Genomic DNA, 15,304 nt, shown 5'->3' with positions numbered 1-15,304 from the left:
GGCGGACCCATCCGATCCGGCGGACCCATCCGATCCGGCGGACCCATCCGATCCGGCGGACCCATCCGATCCGGCGGACCCATCCGATCCGGCGGACCCATCCGATCCGGCGGACCGAACCGATCAGCGGGCGCCATCCCACCGGCGCCCATCCGATCCGGCGGACCGAACCGATCAGCGGGCGCCATCCCACCGGCGCCCATTCGATCCGGCGGACCGAACCGATCCGGCTGCCCGGCCCGGTCCGCTCCGCGCGGCGCACCGTCCCGCTCCTCCAACTCGGCCAGTTGTCGCTCCACCCGGTCGAGGTGCAGATCCACCTGCCACTCGTCGTATCCGTTGAACCGGACCCGGAAGACGACGTCATGAACCTCCTGGGCGGCTACCGGCGCACCGACCTGCTCACCGGCGAGCGTCGCCTCGACCCGGTCGAGAAACTCGTCCACCTCGTCGACCTTGTAGCCCCGGCGGAGCGGCTTTCGCCGGAAACGTTGACCTTGACTCGCCACTATGTCTCCTGGTCTGTTCGCTCGTCGCCCGGGCCGGTCACGCTGTTCGCGCCGCCGGACCGACACGACGCCGCCGACGCCGCGTCACCGGGCTCGGCTCGCCGTACGGACGGCCCGTCCGCCGTCATCCCGATTCGGCGCGTCACCCCGACACCTCGGCGGCCGCGAGTTGCCCGCAGGCACCGTCGATCTCCTGACCCCGAGTGTCCCGAACCGTAGTCGACACGCCGGCGGCCCGCAGCCGACGGACGAACTCTCGCTCCACGGCTTTGGGGCTGGCATCCCACCGACTTCCCGGTGTGGGGTTGAGCGGGATGAGGTTCACATGCGCCAGCCGGCCGGTCAGCAGTCGACCCAACAGGTCGGCCCGCCAGGGCTGGTCGTTCACATCTTTGATCATCGCGTACTCGATGGAGATCCGGCGTCCCGTACGGGCAGCGTAGTCCCAGGCCGCGGCGAGCACCTCGGCGACCTTCCAGCGCTGGTTGACCGGCACGAGTTCGTCCCGCAACTCGTCGTCCGGGGCGTGCAGGGACAGCGCCAGCGTCACCGACAGATCTTCCTCGGCCAGTCGACGCATCGCCGGCACGAGCCCCACGGTGGACACCGTGACGTGCCGCTGTGACAGGCCGAGGCCCTCCGGCGCGGGCGCGCACAGTCGGCGCACCGCGGCGATGACCCTGCCGTAGTTGGCCAATGGCTCGCCCATACCCATGAAAACGACGTGCGACAGCCGTGGCGGCGCCCCGGCCACCACGCCCGACGCGGCCACTCCGGCCAGATAGACGGCCTGGTCCACGATCTCGGCGGTGGAAAGGTTGCGGGTCAGTCCGGCCTGCCCGGTAGCGCAAAACGGGCAGGCCATACCGCACCCGGCCTGGCTGGAGATGCACACCGTGACCCGGTCGGGATAGCCCATCAGCACGCTTTCGACAAGCGAGCCGTCGTGCAACCGCCACAACGCCTTCCGGGTCGCACCGTCATCGCAGGCCATCTCCCGGACCGGCGTGAGCAGGGTGGGCAGCAACGCGTCGGCCAGTCGGTCACGGGCGGCTGCCGGGAGGTCCGTCATGCCAGCCGGGTCGCGGACGAGTCTGCCGAAGTAGTGCGTGGAGATCTGCTTCGCGCGGAAGGCCGGCTCACCCAACTCTCGAACGAGCGCCTGCCGGGCGGGCAGGTCGAGGTCGGCCAGGTGCCGCGGCGGCAGGGCCGCCCGGCGGGAGCGGGCTGCGTCGGGTACGGGTGCGATCACGGGTAGGGTCGTCATGGCCCGTCCAGTCTCGCACGTCCACCCCGGTACGCACCGGACCGTGCGGACCGATCTGTCCCGAGCTGCCCGGTACGGATGCTGGCGTGACGCATCTCGCTCAACTCGCCGGCGCGAAGACGGACAGCAACAGGTAGGCGACGGGCAACGCGAAGAGGATCGAGTCGAGCCGATCCATCAGACCGCCGTGTCCGGGCAGCAGATTGCTCATGTCCTTGATGCCGAGATCGCGCTTGATCATGGATTCCCCGAGGTCGCCGAGGACCGCGGCGCAAGCCACCGCCAACCCGGTCAACGCGCCCCAGACGGGCGCCACATCCAACGTGAGCCAGAGCAGCAATGCGGTGCCGCCCGCGGCGGCCACCACCGATCCGCCGAACCCCTCCCACGACTTCTTCGGACTCACCGACGGTGCCATCGGGTGCTTGCCCAGCCACACGCCCGCGATATAACCGCCGGTGTCGGACAGCACCACCGCCGCCAGTGTGGCCAACACCCGGAAGTCACCGTCCGGCGCCGCGGTGAGCAGCGCGGCGAATCCACCGAGGAACGGCACGTACACCGCGGTCAGCGTCGCGGCCGTGACGTCCCGCTGGTAACCGGCGGGACCATCACCGAGCCGCCACACGAGGGTGGCGAGCACCGTGACCAGCAGCCCGAGGCTGAGCGCGTCCGGCCCGGAGAACCAGGCCAGCCCGACCATCAGCAGCCCACCGGCCAGCAGCGGCACCAGCGGCGGGCGTGCCCCACTGGCGGAGACCGCGCGTACCAACTCCCAGATACCCACCGCCACGGCGACCGCGATGACACCGAGGAAGGCGGGCCGCCAGAGGAACAGCGACAGCAGAATCGCCGCGCCGAGGGCGAGTCCCACGCCGATCGCGGCGGGCAGGTTGCGACCGGCCCGGCTCGAACCGGCCGGCTTGCCGGTGCGGGTGGCCCGACGTCGCCCCCGATGTCCCGGTGGGCGGTCCGGTCCGGCCCCGACCTCCCGCGCGGGCGCGGCCGGCGCGGGCCCGGGCCACTCCCGGTCGGCAGGTCGGCCGTTCGCCGGAACTGGGCCACCCTGTCCGGGAGCGGGTTCGACCGGTGGCCCACCGGGGAAGGCGAGGTGCGGCGACCCACTGCTGGGGACGACGACGGGCGGCAGACCGATCGGGTCCGTCAGGGCAGCCGGACCGCCGGCTTCCTCCGGCGGGTACCGGGCCGGATCCACCCGACCATGCCGATCCGGGTACGCGGAACCCGGCCGGCCGTTGTCGCCCGGCCAACTCGCGGGTTGGTCCGCCACGGGCTCGGCGGTCGGTGCACCGGCATAGGCGTCGGGCGCGGCACCGGCGTGCCGCGCCCGATCCGGAGCACCGTCGGCAGGAGGCCAGACCCGGCCGAGCGGGCCTTCCGAGGGCTCCCAGCCGCGGGGCTCGGTGCTGCCGTACGGATCGAGGTAGGACATCAGACCTCGAGCAGCTCGGCTTCCTTGTGCTTAATCAGCTCGTCGACATGGCTGACGAAGCGGTGCGTGAGGTCGTCCAGTTCCTTCTCCGCCCGACGTCCATCGTCCTCTCCGGCCTCGCCGTCCTTGACGATGCGGTCCAGTTCCTCCTTGCCCCGCCGACGGATGTTGCGGATGGCGACCTTCGCCTCCTCACCTTTGTGCCGCGCAACCTTGATCATTTCGCGCCGCCGTTCCTCGGTCATCTGCGGCAGCAGGATGCGTAGCTGGGTGCCCTCGTTGTTGGGGTTCACCCCGAGGTCGGAATCGCGGATGGCCTTCTCCATGGCGTTGATCTGCGACGCGTCGTACGGCTTGACGATCGCCATCCGTGGCTCCGGCACGGCGATGGATGCCATCTGCGGCAGCGGCGTGGGCGACCCGTAGTAGTCGATGATGATCTTCGAGAACATCGCCGGTGTCGCCCGACCGGTACGGATGGCCCCGAACTCCTCCTTGGCGTGCTCGACCGCGCGCTCCATCTTCTCCTCGGCCTCGAGGAGTGTGTCGTCGATCACCTGGTCCGTCGCCTCCTTCTGGTGGTGCCTGTCCTATGGACGTTCTTCGAGAAATGCCCCGTCGGGGCACGCCGGAATCACGCCGTGATCAGGGTGCCGATCCTTTCGCCGCCGATCGCCCGGGTGATCGTGTCATCTCCCTCGGCACCGAAGACGAGCATCGGCAGTTTGTTGTCCTCACAGAGGCTGAAGGCGGCCGCGTCAGCGACCCGAAGGCCACGACGCAGCGCCTCGGAAAACGTGATCGAGTCGAGCTTGCGGGCGTCCGGGTCGGTACGGGGATCGGCGGTGTAGACGCCGTCGACACCGTTCTTGCTCATCAGCACCACGTCCGCACGGATCTCCAGGGCACGCTGCGCGGCCACGGTGTCCGTCGAGAAGTACGGCATCCCCGCGCCCGCACCGAAGATCACCACACGGCCCTTCTCCAGGTGCCGGATCGCGCGTAGCGGGATGTACGGCTCGGCCACCTGGGCCATCGTGATCGCACTCTGCACGCGCGTCTCCACGCCCTCCTTCTCCAGGAAGTCCTGGAGCGCGAGGCAGTTCATCACCGTGCCGAGCATGCCCATGTAGTCGGCCCGCGCCCGGTCCATACCGCGCCTCTGCAACTCGACGCCACGGAAGAAGTTTCCACCGCCGACCACGACGGCGACCTGCACACCACGCAGGGCGACCGTCGCGATCTGACGGGCGATGGCTTGGACGACGTCGGGGTCCACGCCCACGGCGCCACCGCCGAAGACCTCTCCGGACAGCTTCAGCACCACCCGGCGCGACCGGTCGGGCGACGGTGCGGTCGGGTCCTGCTCCGCCAGCGTCCGGTCCTTCGTCACCTGCGTCATCCGACCCGCCTCTTCCCCCATGGCGCGTGGCGCCGCGCCGCGTACACCCTGCCGCTGCTGACCCTATGTGACGAGGAGGCCGCGGTGCCTGTCACGTACACCGGCGGCCTCCTCTCCGCTGTATTCGCCGGGTGAGCGCCGAGCGGCGCGAACCCGGGACACCCCTAGGCCTGGCCGACCTCGAACCGGACGAAGCGGGTCACCTCGATGCCCGCCTCGGCGAGCACCTGCTTGACGGTCTTCTTGTTGTCCGCCACCGACGACTGCTCGGTCAGGACGAAGTCCTTGAAGAAGGCGTTCACCCGGCCGTCGACGATCTTCGGCAGGGCGGCCTCCGGCTTGCCCTCCTCGCGAGCCGTCTGCTCGGCGATCCGGCGCTCCGACTCGACGGTCTCGACGGGCACCTCGTCCCGGGTCAGGAACTTCGGCCGCATCGCGGCGATCTGCATGGCCACGCCGCGCGCGTCCGCGTCCGCCGCCTCGTCGGTCTTGCCGGAGTACTGCACCAGAACTCCCACCGCCGGCGGCAGGTCCTGCGCCTTGCGGTGCAGGTAGACGGCGACCGTGCCGGTGCCGTCCAACGCGGCGAACCGATTGAGCACCAGCTTCTCACCGATCTTGGCGGACAGATCCTGCACGGCGTCGGCCACCGTCCGGCCGTCGGCCAGCGTCGACCCGAGCAACCCCTCGGCGTCGGACACGCCGGCCTGCGCGCCGTGCTCGACCAACTGCTGGGCGAGCGCGATGAAGTCGTCGTTCTTGGCCACGAAGTCGGTCTCGCAGTTGAGTTCGAGCAGCGCCCGGCCCGAGTGGGCGACGAGGCCGTTCGCGGCGGTCCGGCCGGCCCGCTTGCCGACGTCCTTGGCACCCTTGATCCGGAGGATCTCGATGGCCTTGTCGAAGTCGCCCTCGGCCTCGGTGAGCGCCTTCTTGGAGTCCATCATTCCGGCGCCGGTGAGGTCGCGAAGCCGCTTGACGTCCGCGGCGGTGAAGTTGGACATGACTCTCTCTTCGATGTGTATGGCTGCGGTTGATGGAGTTGTACGGCCGCCCGCTGTGGGCGCCGCGTCACCTCGTACCCGACCGGCCGGCCGGCCGGAGATCTCCGGCCGGCCGGACGGCGCGGTCACTCGGCGGCGGCCGTCGCGGGCTGCTCGGTCCGGCCTTCGGCCTGGGCGGCCGGCGCGGGCTGCTCGGTCTTGGCCTCGGCCTGGGCGGCCTTCTTCTCGTTGTCCTCGATGAGTTCGCGCTCCCACTCGGCCAGCGGCTCGTCGGCGGCGACGCCCGGTTCCGGCTTCTCGTCGGTGCCGCGCTGCTTGCCGGAGCGCGCGATCAGGCCCTCACCGACGGCCGCGGCGATCACCTTGGTGAGCAGCTCGGCCGACCGGATGGCGTCGTCGTTGCCCGGGATGGGGAAGTCGACCTCGTCCGGGTCGCAGTTGGTGTCGAGGACCGCGATCACCGGGATGCCCAGCTTGCGGGCCTCGTCGACGGCGATGTGCTCCTTCTTGGTGTCCACCACCCAGACCGCCGCCGGGACCTTCTGCATGTCGCGCAGTCCGCCGAGGGTACGGGTCAGCTTGATCTTCTCGCGGGAGAGCTGCAGCGTCTCCTTCTTGGTGTAGCCCGCGGCGGTGCCGGAGAGGTCGCCCAGCGACTCCAACTCCTTCATGCGCTGCAGCCGCTTGTATACCGTCTGGAAGTTGGTAAGCATGCCACCGAGCCAGCGGTGGTTGACGTACGGCTGGCCGACCCGGGTCGCCTGCTCGGCGATGGCCTCCTGGGCCTGCTTCTTGGTGCCGACGAAGAGGATGCTGCCGCCCTCGGCGACGGTGTTGCGGACGAACTCGAACGCCTTCTCGATGTAGTCGAGCGTCTGGCGCAGGTCGATGATGTAAATACCGTTACGCTCGGTGAAGATGAAGCGCTTCATCTTCGGGTTCCACCGCCGGGTCTGGTGCCCGAAGTGGACACCGCTCTCCAGCAGTTGGCGCATGGTCACTACGGCCATGGAGGTGCTCCTCAAGAATCCCTGGTTGTCACGCCGGGCCGGCGGCCTGGCGTCCTGGCGCCTGATCGCCGGCCGTGGTGGGCCCGATCTTCATCGGGACCAGGGGGCCGTCGCCGTACGGATGCGAACCGTGCGGAGGGCACGCGAGGTCGACCGCACGAGGCGGTCGCCAGGTGCAAGTGTACGCCCCGACGCCGGACCGGACGCACGACCCCGACCACGCCGGCCGGTGGCCGACACAGCGCACCTGGCCGACCGCTGCGCCGGCTCGACCCGGCACCCCTGATCGGGACCGCGCGGGTCCACGCCAGCCGCCTCGACCAGGGATCTCGACCAGAATGACCGGATCAACCCACGGCGATCGCGGCGGACAGCAACAGGACGAGACCGGCGACCAGGTATCCGGCGGGCGGCCTGAGCCAGGCCCTGGCCGCGTCGGTCAGCGCTGCCGCACCAGTGGCGACGCCGTAAAGACCCATGGCGAAGATCGGCAGCCCGAGCATCAACAGCGCTCCCGAGACCACCGCGGGCGACGTGACCGGGCTGGCAGTGACTCCCGTCAGCAACACCCGCAACGCGACGATCTCCAACACCACAGTCACCAGGACGAGCACGATCGCGTGCACGGGTCGGCGGGACCGGTAGACGCTCTCGTTACCGGACCCGGCGCCGTAGACCCCGCTGGACGGAGCGCCGAGCGGTCCGGCCGGCCCTGGCCCGCCGGCCGACCCAGGCCCGCCGACCGGTGCGGGTCCGCTTGCTGGTGCGGGCCCGCCGACCACGCCCGGTCCGCCCGGTCCTGGTCTCTGTAGGTCCTGTCGATCGATAGGCTGGGTATGGAACCGGGCCGCCGCCCCGTCCGGGTCGGCGATCGGCAGTTGGCCGGTGGTCGCGCCGCTCGTCGGATGCGCCGGGTCTGAGGCCGCCAGCCAGGACCGGCCAGGACGACGACCATCGTCCGAATCGAGGCCACGGTCACCGGGCCGACCGCCTGCACCGACGTCACCCGGCCGACCACCACCGATCACCGGGAACTCGGCGGCCCGTCCGAACCCGCCCGATCGGCCCGGGTCGGTGTCGGACAGGCGGCCCGGGTCGGTGTCGGACAGGCGGCCCGGCACCCCCGGTTCGAGGTCGGATGGACGACCACCACGGCCCGGGACGCCCGTCTCAAGGGCGGATGGACGACCACCACGACCCGGGTCGGTGCCGACACCGAGCGGATCGGTCGGATCGACGTGCCGCCGCGCGGAGTAACCCGCTCCGGATCGACTCGCCTCTGACGGATCCGCGTACCGTGCCGCGTCGGGCACCGCCCGGTCATGATCGCGCGGATCAAGCACATTGTCCTCGGCGTACCGGTCCTGATCGGTATGCCACTGATCGCCGTCGTAGCCACGATCGTCCGGATACCAGCTGGGCCGCTGCTCTGCGGAGAAGTCACGTCGTCCGTCCACGGTCCCGCACCGTATGCGACGACCATGCCCGCTGACCAGCCGACACCTCCGGCCCCGGTCCCGCGACAGCTCGCTCACCCGCACGCACGATATGCGGCTTACCAGAGGGTATCGAGGCGGAATCCCGTGATATGCCGCATCTCGAACCGACCCGTCGGAGTCGTTTCCGGGAGCGCAATCCGGGACTGGCCGGACGGGCCACCAACGTGCCGCAGCGATCCTGTAGCACAGACCAACCATGATCGGGGCGTCGTCCACAGGAGGTCCCGTCATCCACAGGGGCCGCGATACGGCCCGCCACACCCTTCGCGACGAGGGCACCGTCGGGCCATGACGACGACGAGGCAGGCGGTGGGGGCGTACGGCGAACGATGTGCCGTACGCCACCTGGTCGAGGCCGGAATGCGCGTGGTGGCCCGCAACTGGCGCTGCGACCAGGGCGAGCTGGACATCGTCGCCTGGGACGGCGATGTGCTGGCGTTCTGCGAGGTCAAGAGCCGCCGCACCGAGACGTACGGCACGCCGAGCGAGGCGATCGTGTCGGCCAAGGTACGCCGACTGCGGCGGCTCGCGACCCGATGGCTCCAGGAGACCGGCGCGCACCCCCGAGAGATCCGGTTCGACGTGCTGGAGGTGTTCGTGACCGGCGCTGGAGCGGCCCGGGTAGAGCACACCAGATCGGCGTTCTGAGATGAGTTACGCCAAGGTCTGGTGCGTCGGTCTGGTCGGAGTGACCGGACACCTGGTCGAGGTCGAGGCGTACCTCGCCCCCGGCCTGCCGACCATGGTCCTGTCCGGCCTGCCCGACACCGCGCTCAACGAGGCCAGGGACCGGGTCCGGGCCGCGGTGGTGAACTCCGGGCAGCGGTGGCCCAACCGGCGGATCACCGTCAATCTGCTCCCCGCCACCCTGCCCAAGCACGGCTCCGCGTTCGATCTGGCGATCGCCGCGGCGCTCCTCGGCGGCACCGGTGAGCTGCCCCTGGCTCCGTTGGACGGCGTCGTGGTTCTCGGCGAGTTGGGGCTGGACGGCACCGTCCGGCCGGTGCGCGGCACGTTGCCGATGGTGGTCGCCGCGGCCAGGGCGGGGGTGCGCCGGGTTATCGTGCCGGCCGGCAACGCGGCCGAGGCGGCGGTCGTGCCCGGCGTCAGTGTCCGCGGCGTGGACAGCCTGCACAGGCTGGTCGCCTTTATCTGTGACGGCAAGCCGCTGTCGGAGCCACCGACACCCGGGGCGGTCGCCGTTGACGACGGACCCGACCTGGCCGATGTCGCCGGGCAACAACTCGGCCGGCGGGCCGTCGAGGTCGCCGCCGCCGGCGCACACAATGTGGCGCTGTTCGGCCCGCCCGGTGCCGGCAAGACCATGCTCGCCGAGCGCCTGCCGTCGATCCTGCCCGAGCTGGACGACGACGCGGCCCTGGAGGTCACCTCGCTGCACTCGATCGCCGGGCTGCTCGTGGCGGGCGCCGGCTTGATCCGTCGGCCACCGTTCCAAGCCCCCCACCACACCGCGACGATCCCGTCCCTGGTCGGCGGCGGATCCGGACTGGCCCGGCCCGGCGCGATCTCGCTGGCCCATCGCGGGGTGCTGTTCCTGGACGAGGCTCCCGAGTATGGAAAGGGAGCACTGGAAGCGCTGCGCCAACCACTGGAGGACGGGCGGGTGGTGCTCAGCCGCTCCGGCGGCGGCACCGAGTACCCGGCCCGAGTGCAACTGGTTCTGGCCGGAAACCCGTGCCCCTGCGCCAGACCGGCGGGGGACGCCTACTGCGAGTGCACCCCCCTGGCGCGACGCAGGTATCTCGGTCGGCTGTCCGGTCCGCTGCTGGACCGGATCGACATCCGGATCACGCTCACCCCGTTGCGCGCCGCCGAGCTACTCGAGACGGACCTGTCCACCGAGTCCTCGGCGGTTGTCGCCGAGCGGGTGGTCAAGGCCCGCGCCGCGGCGACAGCCCGGTGGGCGAGCATCGGTCGCCGAGTCAACGCCGACGTGCCGGGCCCGATACTCCGTCGACCACCGTGGCGACTGCCCGCGCGAGATATCGCGGACCTGCGGCACCGCCTCGACACGGGGACGCTTTCCGCCCGCGGCTTTGATCGTGTGCTCCGGTTGGCCTGGTCGATAGCCGATCTCGACGGGCGGGACCGGCCGGTTGGAGGCGACGTCGCCGAGGCGGTCCACCTGCGTACCGGAGAAGGATCGTGACCGCACCGGTGCCGCGCCTGCCCGCGGCCGGTCGCGCAGTGCCGGCTGGGCCGGGCAGTCCCGCAGAGCCGGCTGGGCAGACCGAGCCGGCCGGCTCGGCGTTCGACGGGGCAGCACTCGCCCGGATCGCGCTCACCTGGTTGGCCGAGCCGGGGACCTGGTCGGTCTACTGGCTGGTGCGCCGCCTCGGCCCGGTGGAGGCCTTGTCCCGGCTGCTGGATGGTGAGTTCATCGACGACCGGGTGCGGTCCGCCGTCGCCGCCCGGCTCGCCCTGGGTGACCCGCGCCGGGTCGCCGCGGAGGCCGCCGAACACACGGTGCGTCTCGGCGCCCGGTTGATCACGCCGGACGACGAGGAATGGCCGACGAGACTGGTGGACCTGGAGCAGTTGGCCCGCCGTCCGGCGGAGCGCCGGGTCGACCAGGAGACCGCGCCACCGCTGTGTCTGTGGGTGCGGGGAGCGACGCCGTTGAGTGAGGCTGTTGACCGCTCTGTCGCGGTGGTCGGATCGCGGGCGGCGACGCCGTACGGCACCCACGTGGCGACCGATATCGCGTTCGGGCTCGCCGAGCGGGACTGGACCGTGGTGTCCGGCGGCGCCTTCGGCATCGACGCGGCCGCGCACCGGGGCGCGTTAACCGCCGGTGGTCTGACCGTGGCCTTCCTCGCCTGCGGGGTCGATCGTCCCTATCCGGTCGGTAACACCGCCCTGTTCGACCGGATCGCCGAAACCGGGTTGCTGGTGAGCGAGTGGCTGCCGGGTTCCGCACCGCTCCGACCACGGTTCCTGATCCGCAACCGGCTTATCGCCGCGGCCACGGTGGGCACCGTGCTGGTGGAGGCGGCGGCCCGCAGCGGCGCCACGCAGACGTTCGGCCGCGCACTGGCGCTGCACCGCCCCGCGATGGTGGTGCCAGGACCAGTTACCTCCGCGATGTCGGTAGGGGCGCACGAGATGCTGCGGCTCCACCGCGAGGCGCGGTTGGTGACCGGCCTGCCTCAGGTGCTCGAGGAGGTCGGTCGGATCGGGGCAGACCTGGCTCCGGTGCCGCGTGGCACCTCACACCCGCGGGACCGGCTGGACGACGATGCCGCCCAGGTGCTGGAGGCACTGCCGCGCCGCGGCACACTCGACGTGGAGACCTTGGCCGCACGAGCCGGCGTCGACTTCCGGACGGTGCTGCGCAAGGTGTCCCTGCTGGAGGATCTGGGCCTGCTGGTTCGCCGCGACAGTGGCTACGCCCTGCCCCCGGCCGCTCGGCGCCGTCCCAGCCCCATGGGCTCACCGCCGACGGGCGGCTCCCCGCCAGCCACCGGCGCGCCGCCTTGACGGCACCCGAGAGCAGCTGGACGGTGATCAGGATGAGCCGCCGGAGCACACGGGCTGTCCACGAGGCCCTCTCACAGCCGCTACGCGACGCGGTGGACGACTTCGCCCGGCACCTGGCGACGGTGGACAACCGCTCCCCGCACACCGTCCGGGCGTACGTCGCCGACATCGTGTCGCTTGTCGACCATGCTGCCCGGATGGGCTGCGCAGAACCGGGCGACCTGGACCTGTCGATGCTGCGAAGCTGGCTGGCCCGGCTGCGTACGACCGGCGCGGCCCGTTCGTCGCTGGCCCGCCGGGCGGCATCGGCCCGTACGTTCACCGCCTGGGCACACCGCGCCGGACTGCTGCCCACCGATGTCGGCGCGGCCCTGGCCAGCCCGCGGGCCCATCGGGAGTTGCCCGCGGTGCTCCGTGCCGACCAGGCAGACCGGCTCGTCGAGGCGCCCGGTGAGGAAACGTCACCGGTGCTGTGGCGCGACCGGCTGGTCCTGGAGTTGCTCTACGGCACCGGCGTGCGCGTGGCGGAACTGTGCGGACTGGACATCACCGACGTGGACCAGGTCCGCCGGGTGCTACGGGTGTTGGGCAAGGGCGCCAAGGAGCGGTCGGTTCCCTACGGAGTGCCCGCGCAGCAGGCCCTCGACAGGTGGCTCCGGTCGGGGCGACCTGCGATCGCGACCACGTCGAGCGGGGACGCCCTGATGCTCGGCGCCCGTGGCGGTCGACTGCAGCCGGCGGTGGTCCGGCGGATCGTCGCCACATACGCCACGGCCAGCGGCCTTCCCCGGGTCACCCCGCACGGCCTGCGCCATTCCGCGGCCACCCATCTGCTGGAGGGCGGCGCCGACCTACGCGCGGTACAGGAACTGCTGGGTCACGCGGCACTGTCCAGCACACAGATCTACACCCATGTGTCCGTGGAACGGCTCCGGTCCGCCTACCGGCAGGCTCACCCCCGAGCCTGACCGCACCATCCAGAACGATCATCCGCGTTGCCTTCGCGGCACCACGCCCCATCAGGCTGACCGGTGCTGGAGACCACGATGCCGTCAGCGGCGATCCGGGCGGTCAGCCACGACCCGACGGTCAGCCGCGGCCCTGACCGCCAGCGGCGATCCGATGCCGTCAGCGACGGTCCGGAGCGAGGCGTCCGCTGGTCCGCCCGCCGATCTCGCGACGCATCGCCAGGCGGGTCGCCGGGTCGAGACCGAGGCGCGCCTCTGCGGCCAGGACGGCGACGAGGCCGGGGCTCAACTCTTCCGGCGGCAGTGCGCGGAATCCACACCGCTCGTAATACGGTCCGTTCCACGGCACCTCCCGGAACGTGGTCAGGGTGACGGCACGCAGGCCGGAGTCGCTCGCCCACCGCTCGACGTGGTCCAGCAACCGGCGGCCGATTCCCCGCCGCATGTGCTCCGGGCGGACGCTGATCTGGGCGATGTGAGCGCAGTCGTCCACCACGTCGACCGCGACGAACCCGACCGGAAGGTCGGCCCCGTCCGCCGCCACCCACAGCCGGCCGGCGCGCTGACAGGCCGCCAGCACATCCAGTGCCATGGGTGGGTGGTCCGCCACGTCCGCCATGCCGACCTCCCGGAAGAGGACCCCGGAGTCCTCCTCGATTGTCTGGATGTCAGCCAGCTCGCCGGGTCGTCCCGGCCGCACCAGCGGCACATCCGACAGTGGCGGCATGATCCTCGGCCCGCTCTGTGTCATGGGGCAACCATGCCCCAGACACCACCCATGGTCCACGGGTTTATGACGCCCCACCCGACGTTACGATCGGTCGATGAAAACGCCGGCAGCTCCGCCAGCCGCAGGCCGGTCGGAGCCGCCGCCTGATCCGATTCCGGGTGCCCGGCTCCTCTTCTCCCTCGACCCGGCCGTCACCCATCTCGACCACGGCTCCTACGGAGCGACACCAGTCACCGTTCAGCGGGCCCAGCAGCGCCTTCGGGACGAGACCGAGGCCAACCCGACGCGCTTCTTCACCCGCGGCCTGGTCGACCGCGTGGCGCACACCCGCCGGCACCTCGCGGGCTTCCTGGGTACCGACCAGGACGGAGCTTCACTGGTGGGCACCGTCGCCGCCGGCGTCACGCTCGTGCTGCGGTCCCTTCGGCTGGCGGCGGGCGACGAGGTGGTGGACACCGATCACGGGCACCGGACGGTGCGGCTGGCCATCGACCGGGAGTGCGAGCGAACAGGCGCGGTACGACGCACGGTTCCGGTGCCGTTGACCCCGTCCGACGGTGAGGTTCTGTCGGCCCTCCGAACGGTCCTGCGGCCGGGCCGGACCCGACTGCTGATTGTCGATCAGCTCACCTCGACCACCGTCCGGCTGCTGCCGGTCGCCGCCGTCACCGCCATGGCCAGGGAACTTGACGTGCCCGTGCTCGTCGACGCCACGCACGCCCCCGGCATGCTCACCACCCCGGTCGCCGAGATCGGGGCCGACTTCTGGATAGGCGACCTGCACCCGTGGGCGTACGCGCCGCGTGGCACAGCGCTGCTCGCCGTCACGCCGCGCTGGCGCTCTCGGATCGAACCGCTGCCGGCCTCCTGGGGGTGGTCCGCCGATCCGTCCATCGAGGAGGAGTGCCAGTCCACAACAGACCAGGTGCCGTGGTTGGCCGCGCCGGCGGGGCTCTTCGTGCTGCGTACCCTGGGGCTGGACGCCATCCGGTCGCACAACGCGGCGCTCGTCGCGTACGGGCAGCGGGTGATCGGGGATGCTCTCGACGTAGCACCCGCCGACCTGCCCGACCCCGGTGGCACCGGGGTGGCGATGCGGCTCGTGCCGCTGCCGTCGGGCGTCGCCGCGACGCCGGCCGGCGCGACAACGGTGCGCCGGCGGATCTCCGCGGAGCTGAGCACCGAGGTGTCGGTCACCCACTGGGGTGGCCGTGGCTGGCTCCGGCTGAGCGCGCAGATCTACAACCGACCCGAGGAGTACGACCGGCTCGCCGATGCCCTTCCCGGCCTGCTCGCGACGCTCCGGTGACCACCCGCGGGCGTCGTCACGGCGGTCCGACCGGCAGCAGACGCACCCGGCCGAGGCCGACCACGCCCAACGGGTCGAGGTAGGCGGCGCCACTCCGCAGGCCCCAGTGCAGACAGGCCGGGACGGGACAGCCCGGATGTCCCGAGCGGAGCCGACCGATGGGCGTCCCGGCGGCGACCGGTTCGCCGACCTGCACGCCGGCGTCCACCGGTTCGTACGTGGTGCGCAGGCCGTTCGCGTGGCGCAGGCTCATCACCGGCCGACCGGCAACCATTCCGGCGAAGGCGACGACCCCCGGCCCGGCGGCTCGCACGACGGAGCCGGCAGGGGCGGCGAGGTCCACTCCCCGATGTCCCGGAGACCATCGCCTCGGCGGTGGATCGAACCGGCGGACCAGTCGAGGCGTTCCGTCGAGTGGCCACCGGAACCCACCGGCGGCCGGGACGGCATCAGCAGGCACCGTGGCGGAGCCGACGGCCGCGGCGGTGGACCGCGCCGTGTCCGACGCGGCGACCGCCGCTGGGGTGGCACCCGGCATCGGTGGAAGAAACAGGACGGACGCGACAACGAGCCGGACGAGAATCGGCATGGTTCAGAGCGTCGCGATGGGCGGACGCGAAGGCAACCGGTGTGGCCTCCCGGCTGTGGACAACCG

General features: G+C 71.4%; 15 protein-coding genes. 5 read left to right on the top strand and 10 right to left on the bottom strand.

The genetic code is table 11. The annotated features are described in order from the left end of the window. The 8 genes from ACFQUZ_RS15020 to ACFQUZ_RS14985 form a co-directional block, all read right to left on the bottom strand. Positions 1-509: DivIVA domain-containing protein (locus tag ACFQUZ_RS15020; RefSeq protein ID WP_377442412.1), on the bottom strand; the 509-nt coding region annotated here is incomplete at its 3' end. Positions 510-651: 142 nt separating this feature from the next. Then, entirely contained in the window at positions 652-1,776 is a 1,125-nt protein-coding gene (gene rlmN, locus ACFQUZ_RS15015) for a 23S rRNA (adenine(2503)-C(2))-methyltransferase RlmN (RefSeq protein WP_377442408.1), read from the bottom strand. A 100-nt stretch (positions 1,777-1,876) separates the two neighbouring features. After that, positions 1,877-3,229: a phosphatidate cytidylyltransferase gene (locus tag ACFQUZ_RS15010; RefSeq protein ID WP_377442405.1), complete on the bottom strand. Its 1,353-nt coding sequence runs from the start codon at positions 3,227-3,229 to the stop codon at positions 1,877-1,879. Continuing rightward, entirely contained in the window at positions 3,229-3,786 is a 558-nt protein-coding gene (gene frr, locus ACFQUZ_RS15005) for a ribosome recycling factor (protein ID WP_377442403.1), read from the bottom strand. The genes ACFQUZ_RS15010 and frr overlap by 1 nt, the downstream gene beginning before the upstream one ends. Positions 3,787-3,863: 77 nt before the next feature. Beyond that, on the bottom strand, positions 3,864-4,631 hold the full coding sequence (gene pyrH / locus ACFQUZ_RS15000; protein ID WP_377442401.1) for a UMP kinase: 768 nt from the start codon (positions 4,629-4,631) through the stop codon (positions 3,864-3,866). A gap of 164 nt (positions 4,632-4,795) precedes the next feature. After that, complete coding sequence (gene tsf, locus ACFQUZ_RS14995) at positions 4,796-5,632, bottom strand: translation elongation factor Ts (RefSeq protein WP_377442398.1); 837 nt, start codon at positions 5,630-5,632, stop codon at positions 4,796-4,798. A gap of 125 nt (positions 5,633-5,757) precedes the next feature. Beyond that, entirely contained in the window at positions 5,758-6,642 is an 885-nt protein-coding gene (gene rpsB, locus ACFQUZ_RS14990; protein WP_377442395.1) for a 30S ribosomal protein S2, read from the bottom strand. 347 nt (positions 6,643-6,989) lie between these two features. Beyond that, positions 6,990-8,099, bottom strand: a complete 1,110-nt coding sequence (locus ACFQUZ_RS14985; RefSeq protein ID WP_377442393.1) for a hypothetical protein — start codon at positions 8,097-8,099, stop codon at positions 6,990-6,992. 330 nt (positions 8,100-8,429) lie between these two features. On the opposite strand from ACFQUZ_RS14985, the gene ACFQUZ_RS14980 reads away from it, so the two are divergent. Genes ACFQUZ_RS14980 through ACFQUZ_RS14965 form a run of 4 tightly spaced genes read left to right on the top strand, consistent with a single transcriptional unit; the run spans position 8,430 to position 12,610 of the window. Next, positions 8,430-8,789 (top strand): YraN family protein, encoded by a 360-nt coding sequence (locus tag ACFQUZ_RS14980; RefSeq protein ID WP_377442391.1) that lies wholly within the window; start codon positions 8,430-8,432, stop codon positions 8,787-8,789. Position 8,790: 1 nt separating this feature from the next. After that, positions 8,791-10,311: a YifB family Mg chelatase-like AAA ATPase gene (locus ACFQUZ_RS14975; protein WP_377442389.1), complete on the top strand. Its 1,521-nt coding sequence runs from the start codon at positions 8,791-8,793 to the stop codon at positions 10,309-10,311. Next, positions 10,308-11,642: a DNA-processing protein DprA gene (locus ACFQUZ_RS14970; protein WP_377442386.1), complete on the top strand. Its 1,335-nt coding sequence runs from the start codon at positions 10,308-10,310 to the stop codon at positions 11,640-11,642. Before ACFQUZ_RS14975 ends, ACFQUZ_RS14970 begins: the two co-directional genes overlap by 4 nt. A 32-nt stretch (positions 11,643-11,674) precedes the next feature. Then, the gene (locus ACFQUZ_RS14965; RefSeq protein ID WP_377442384.1) at positions 11,675-12,610 is read left to right on the top strand and encodes a tyrosine recombinase XerC; all 936 of its coding nucleotides are present in this window, start codon (positions 11,675-11,677) and stop codon (positions 12,608-12,610) included. Between the two features lie 160 nt (positions 12,611-12,770). Here ACFQUZ_RS14965 and ACFQUZ_RS14960 read toward each other — a convergent pair whose 3' ends face one another. Next, on the bottom strand, positions 12,771-13,361 hold the full coding sequence (locus ACFQUZ_RS14960; protein ID WP_377442381.1) for a GNAT family N-acetyltransferase: 591 nt from the start codon (positions 13,359-13,361) through the stop codon (positions 12,771-12,773). Between the two features lie 73 nt (positions 13,362-13,434). On the opposite strand from ACFQUZ_RS14960, the gene ACFQUZ_RS14955 reads away from it, so the two are divergent. After that, positions 13,435-14,649 carry an aminotransferase class V-fold PLP-dependent enzyme gene (locus ACFQUZ_RS14955; RefSeq protein WP_377442379.1) on the top strand — a complete coding sequence of 405 codons (1,215 nt, stop codon included), beginning with the start codon at positions 13,435-13,437 and terminating at the stop codon, positions 14,647-14,649. A gap of 16 nt (positions 14,650-14,665) precedes the next feature. Here ACFQUZ_RS14955 and ACFQUZ_RS14950 read toward each other — a convergent pair whose 3' ends face one another. Then, a complete protein-coding gene (locus ACFQUZ_RS14950; RefSeq protein ID WP_377442377.1) occupies positions 14,666-15,238 on the bottom strand; it encodes a murein hydrolase activator EnvC family protein in 573 nt (190 codons plus the stop codon). Positions 15,239-15,304: the final 66 nt, after the last annotated feature.

The sequence above is a fragment of the Plantactinospora sp. GCM10030261 genome, from assembly GCF_042666615.1.
Classification (GTDB): domain Bacteria; phylum Actinomycetota; class Actinomycetes; order Mycobacteriales; family Micromonosporaceae; genus KBS50.
This window is presented reverse-complemented; position numbering and strand designations above follow the sequence as displayed.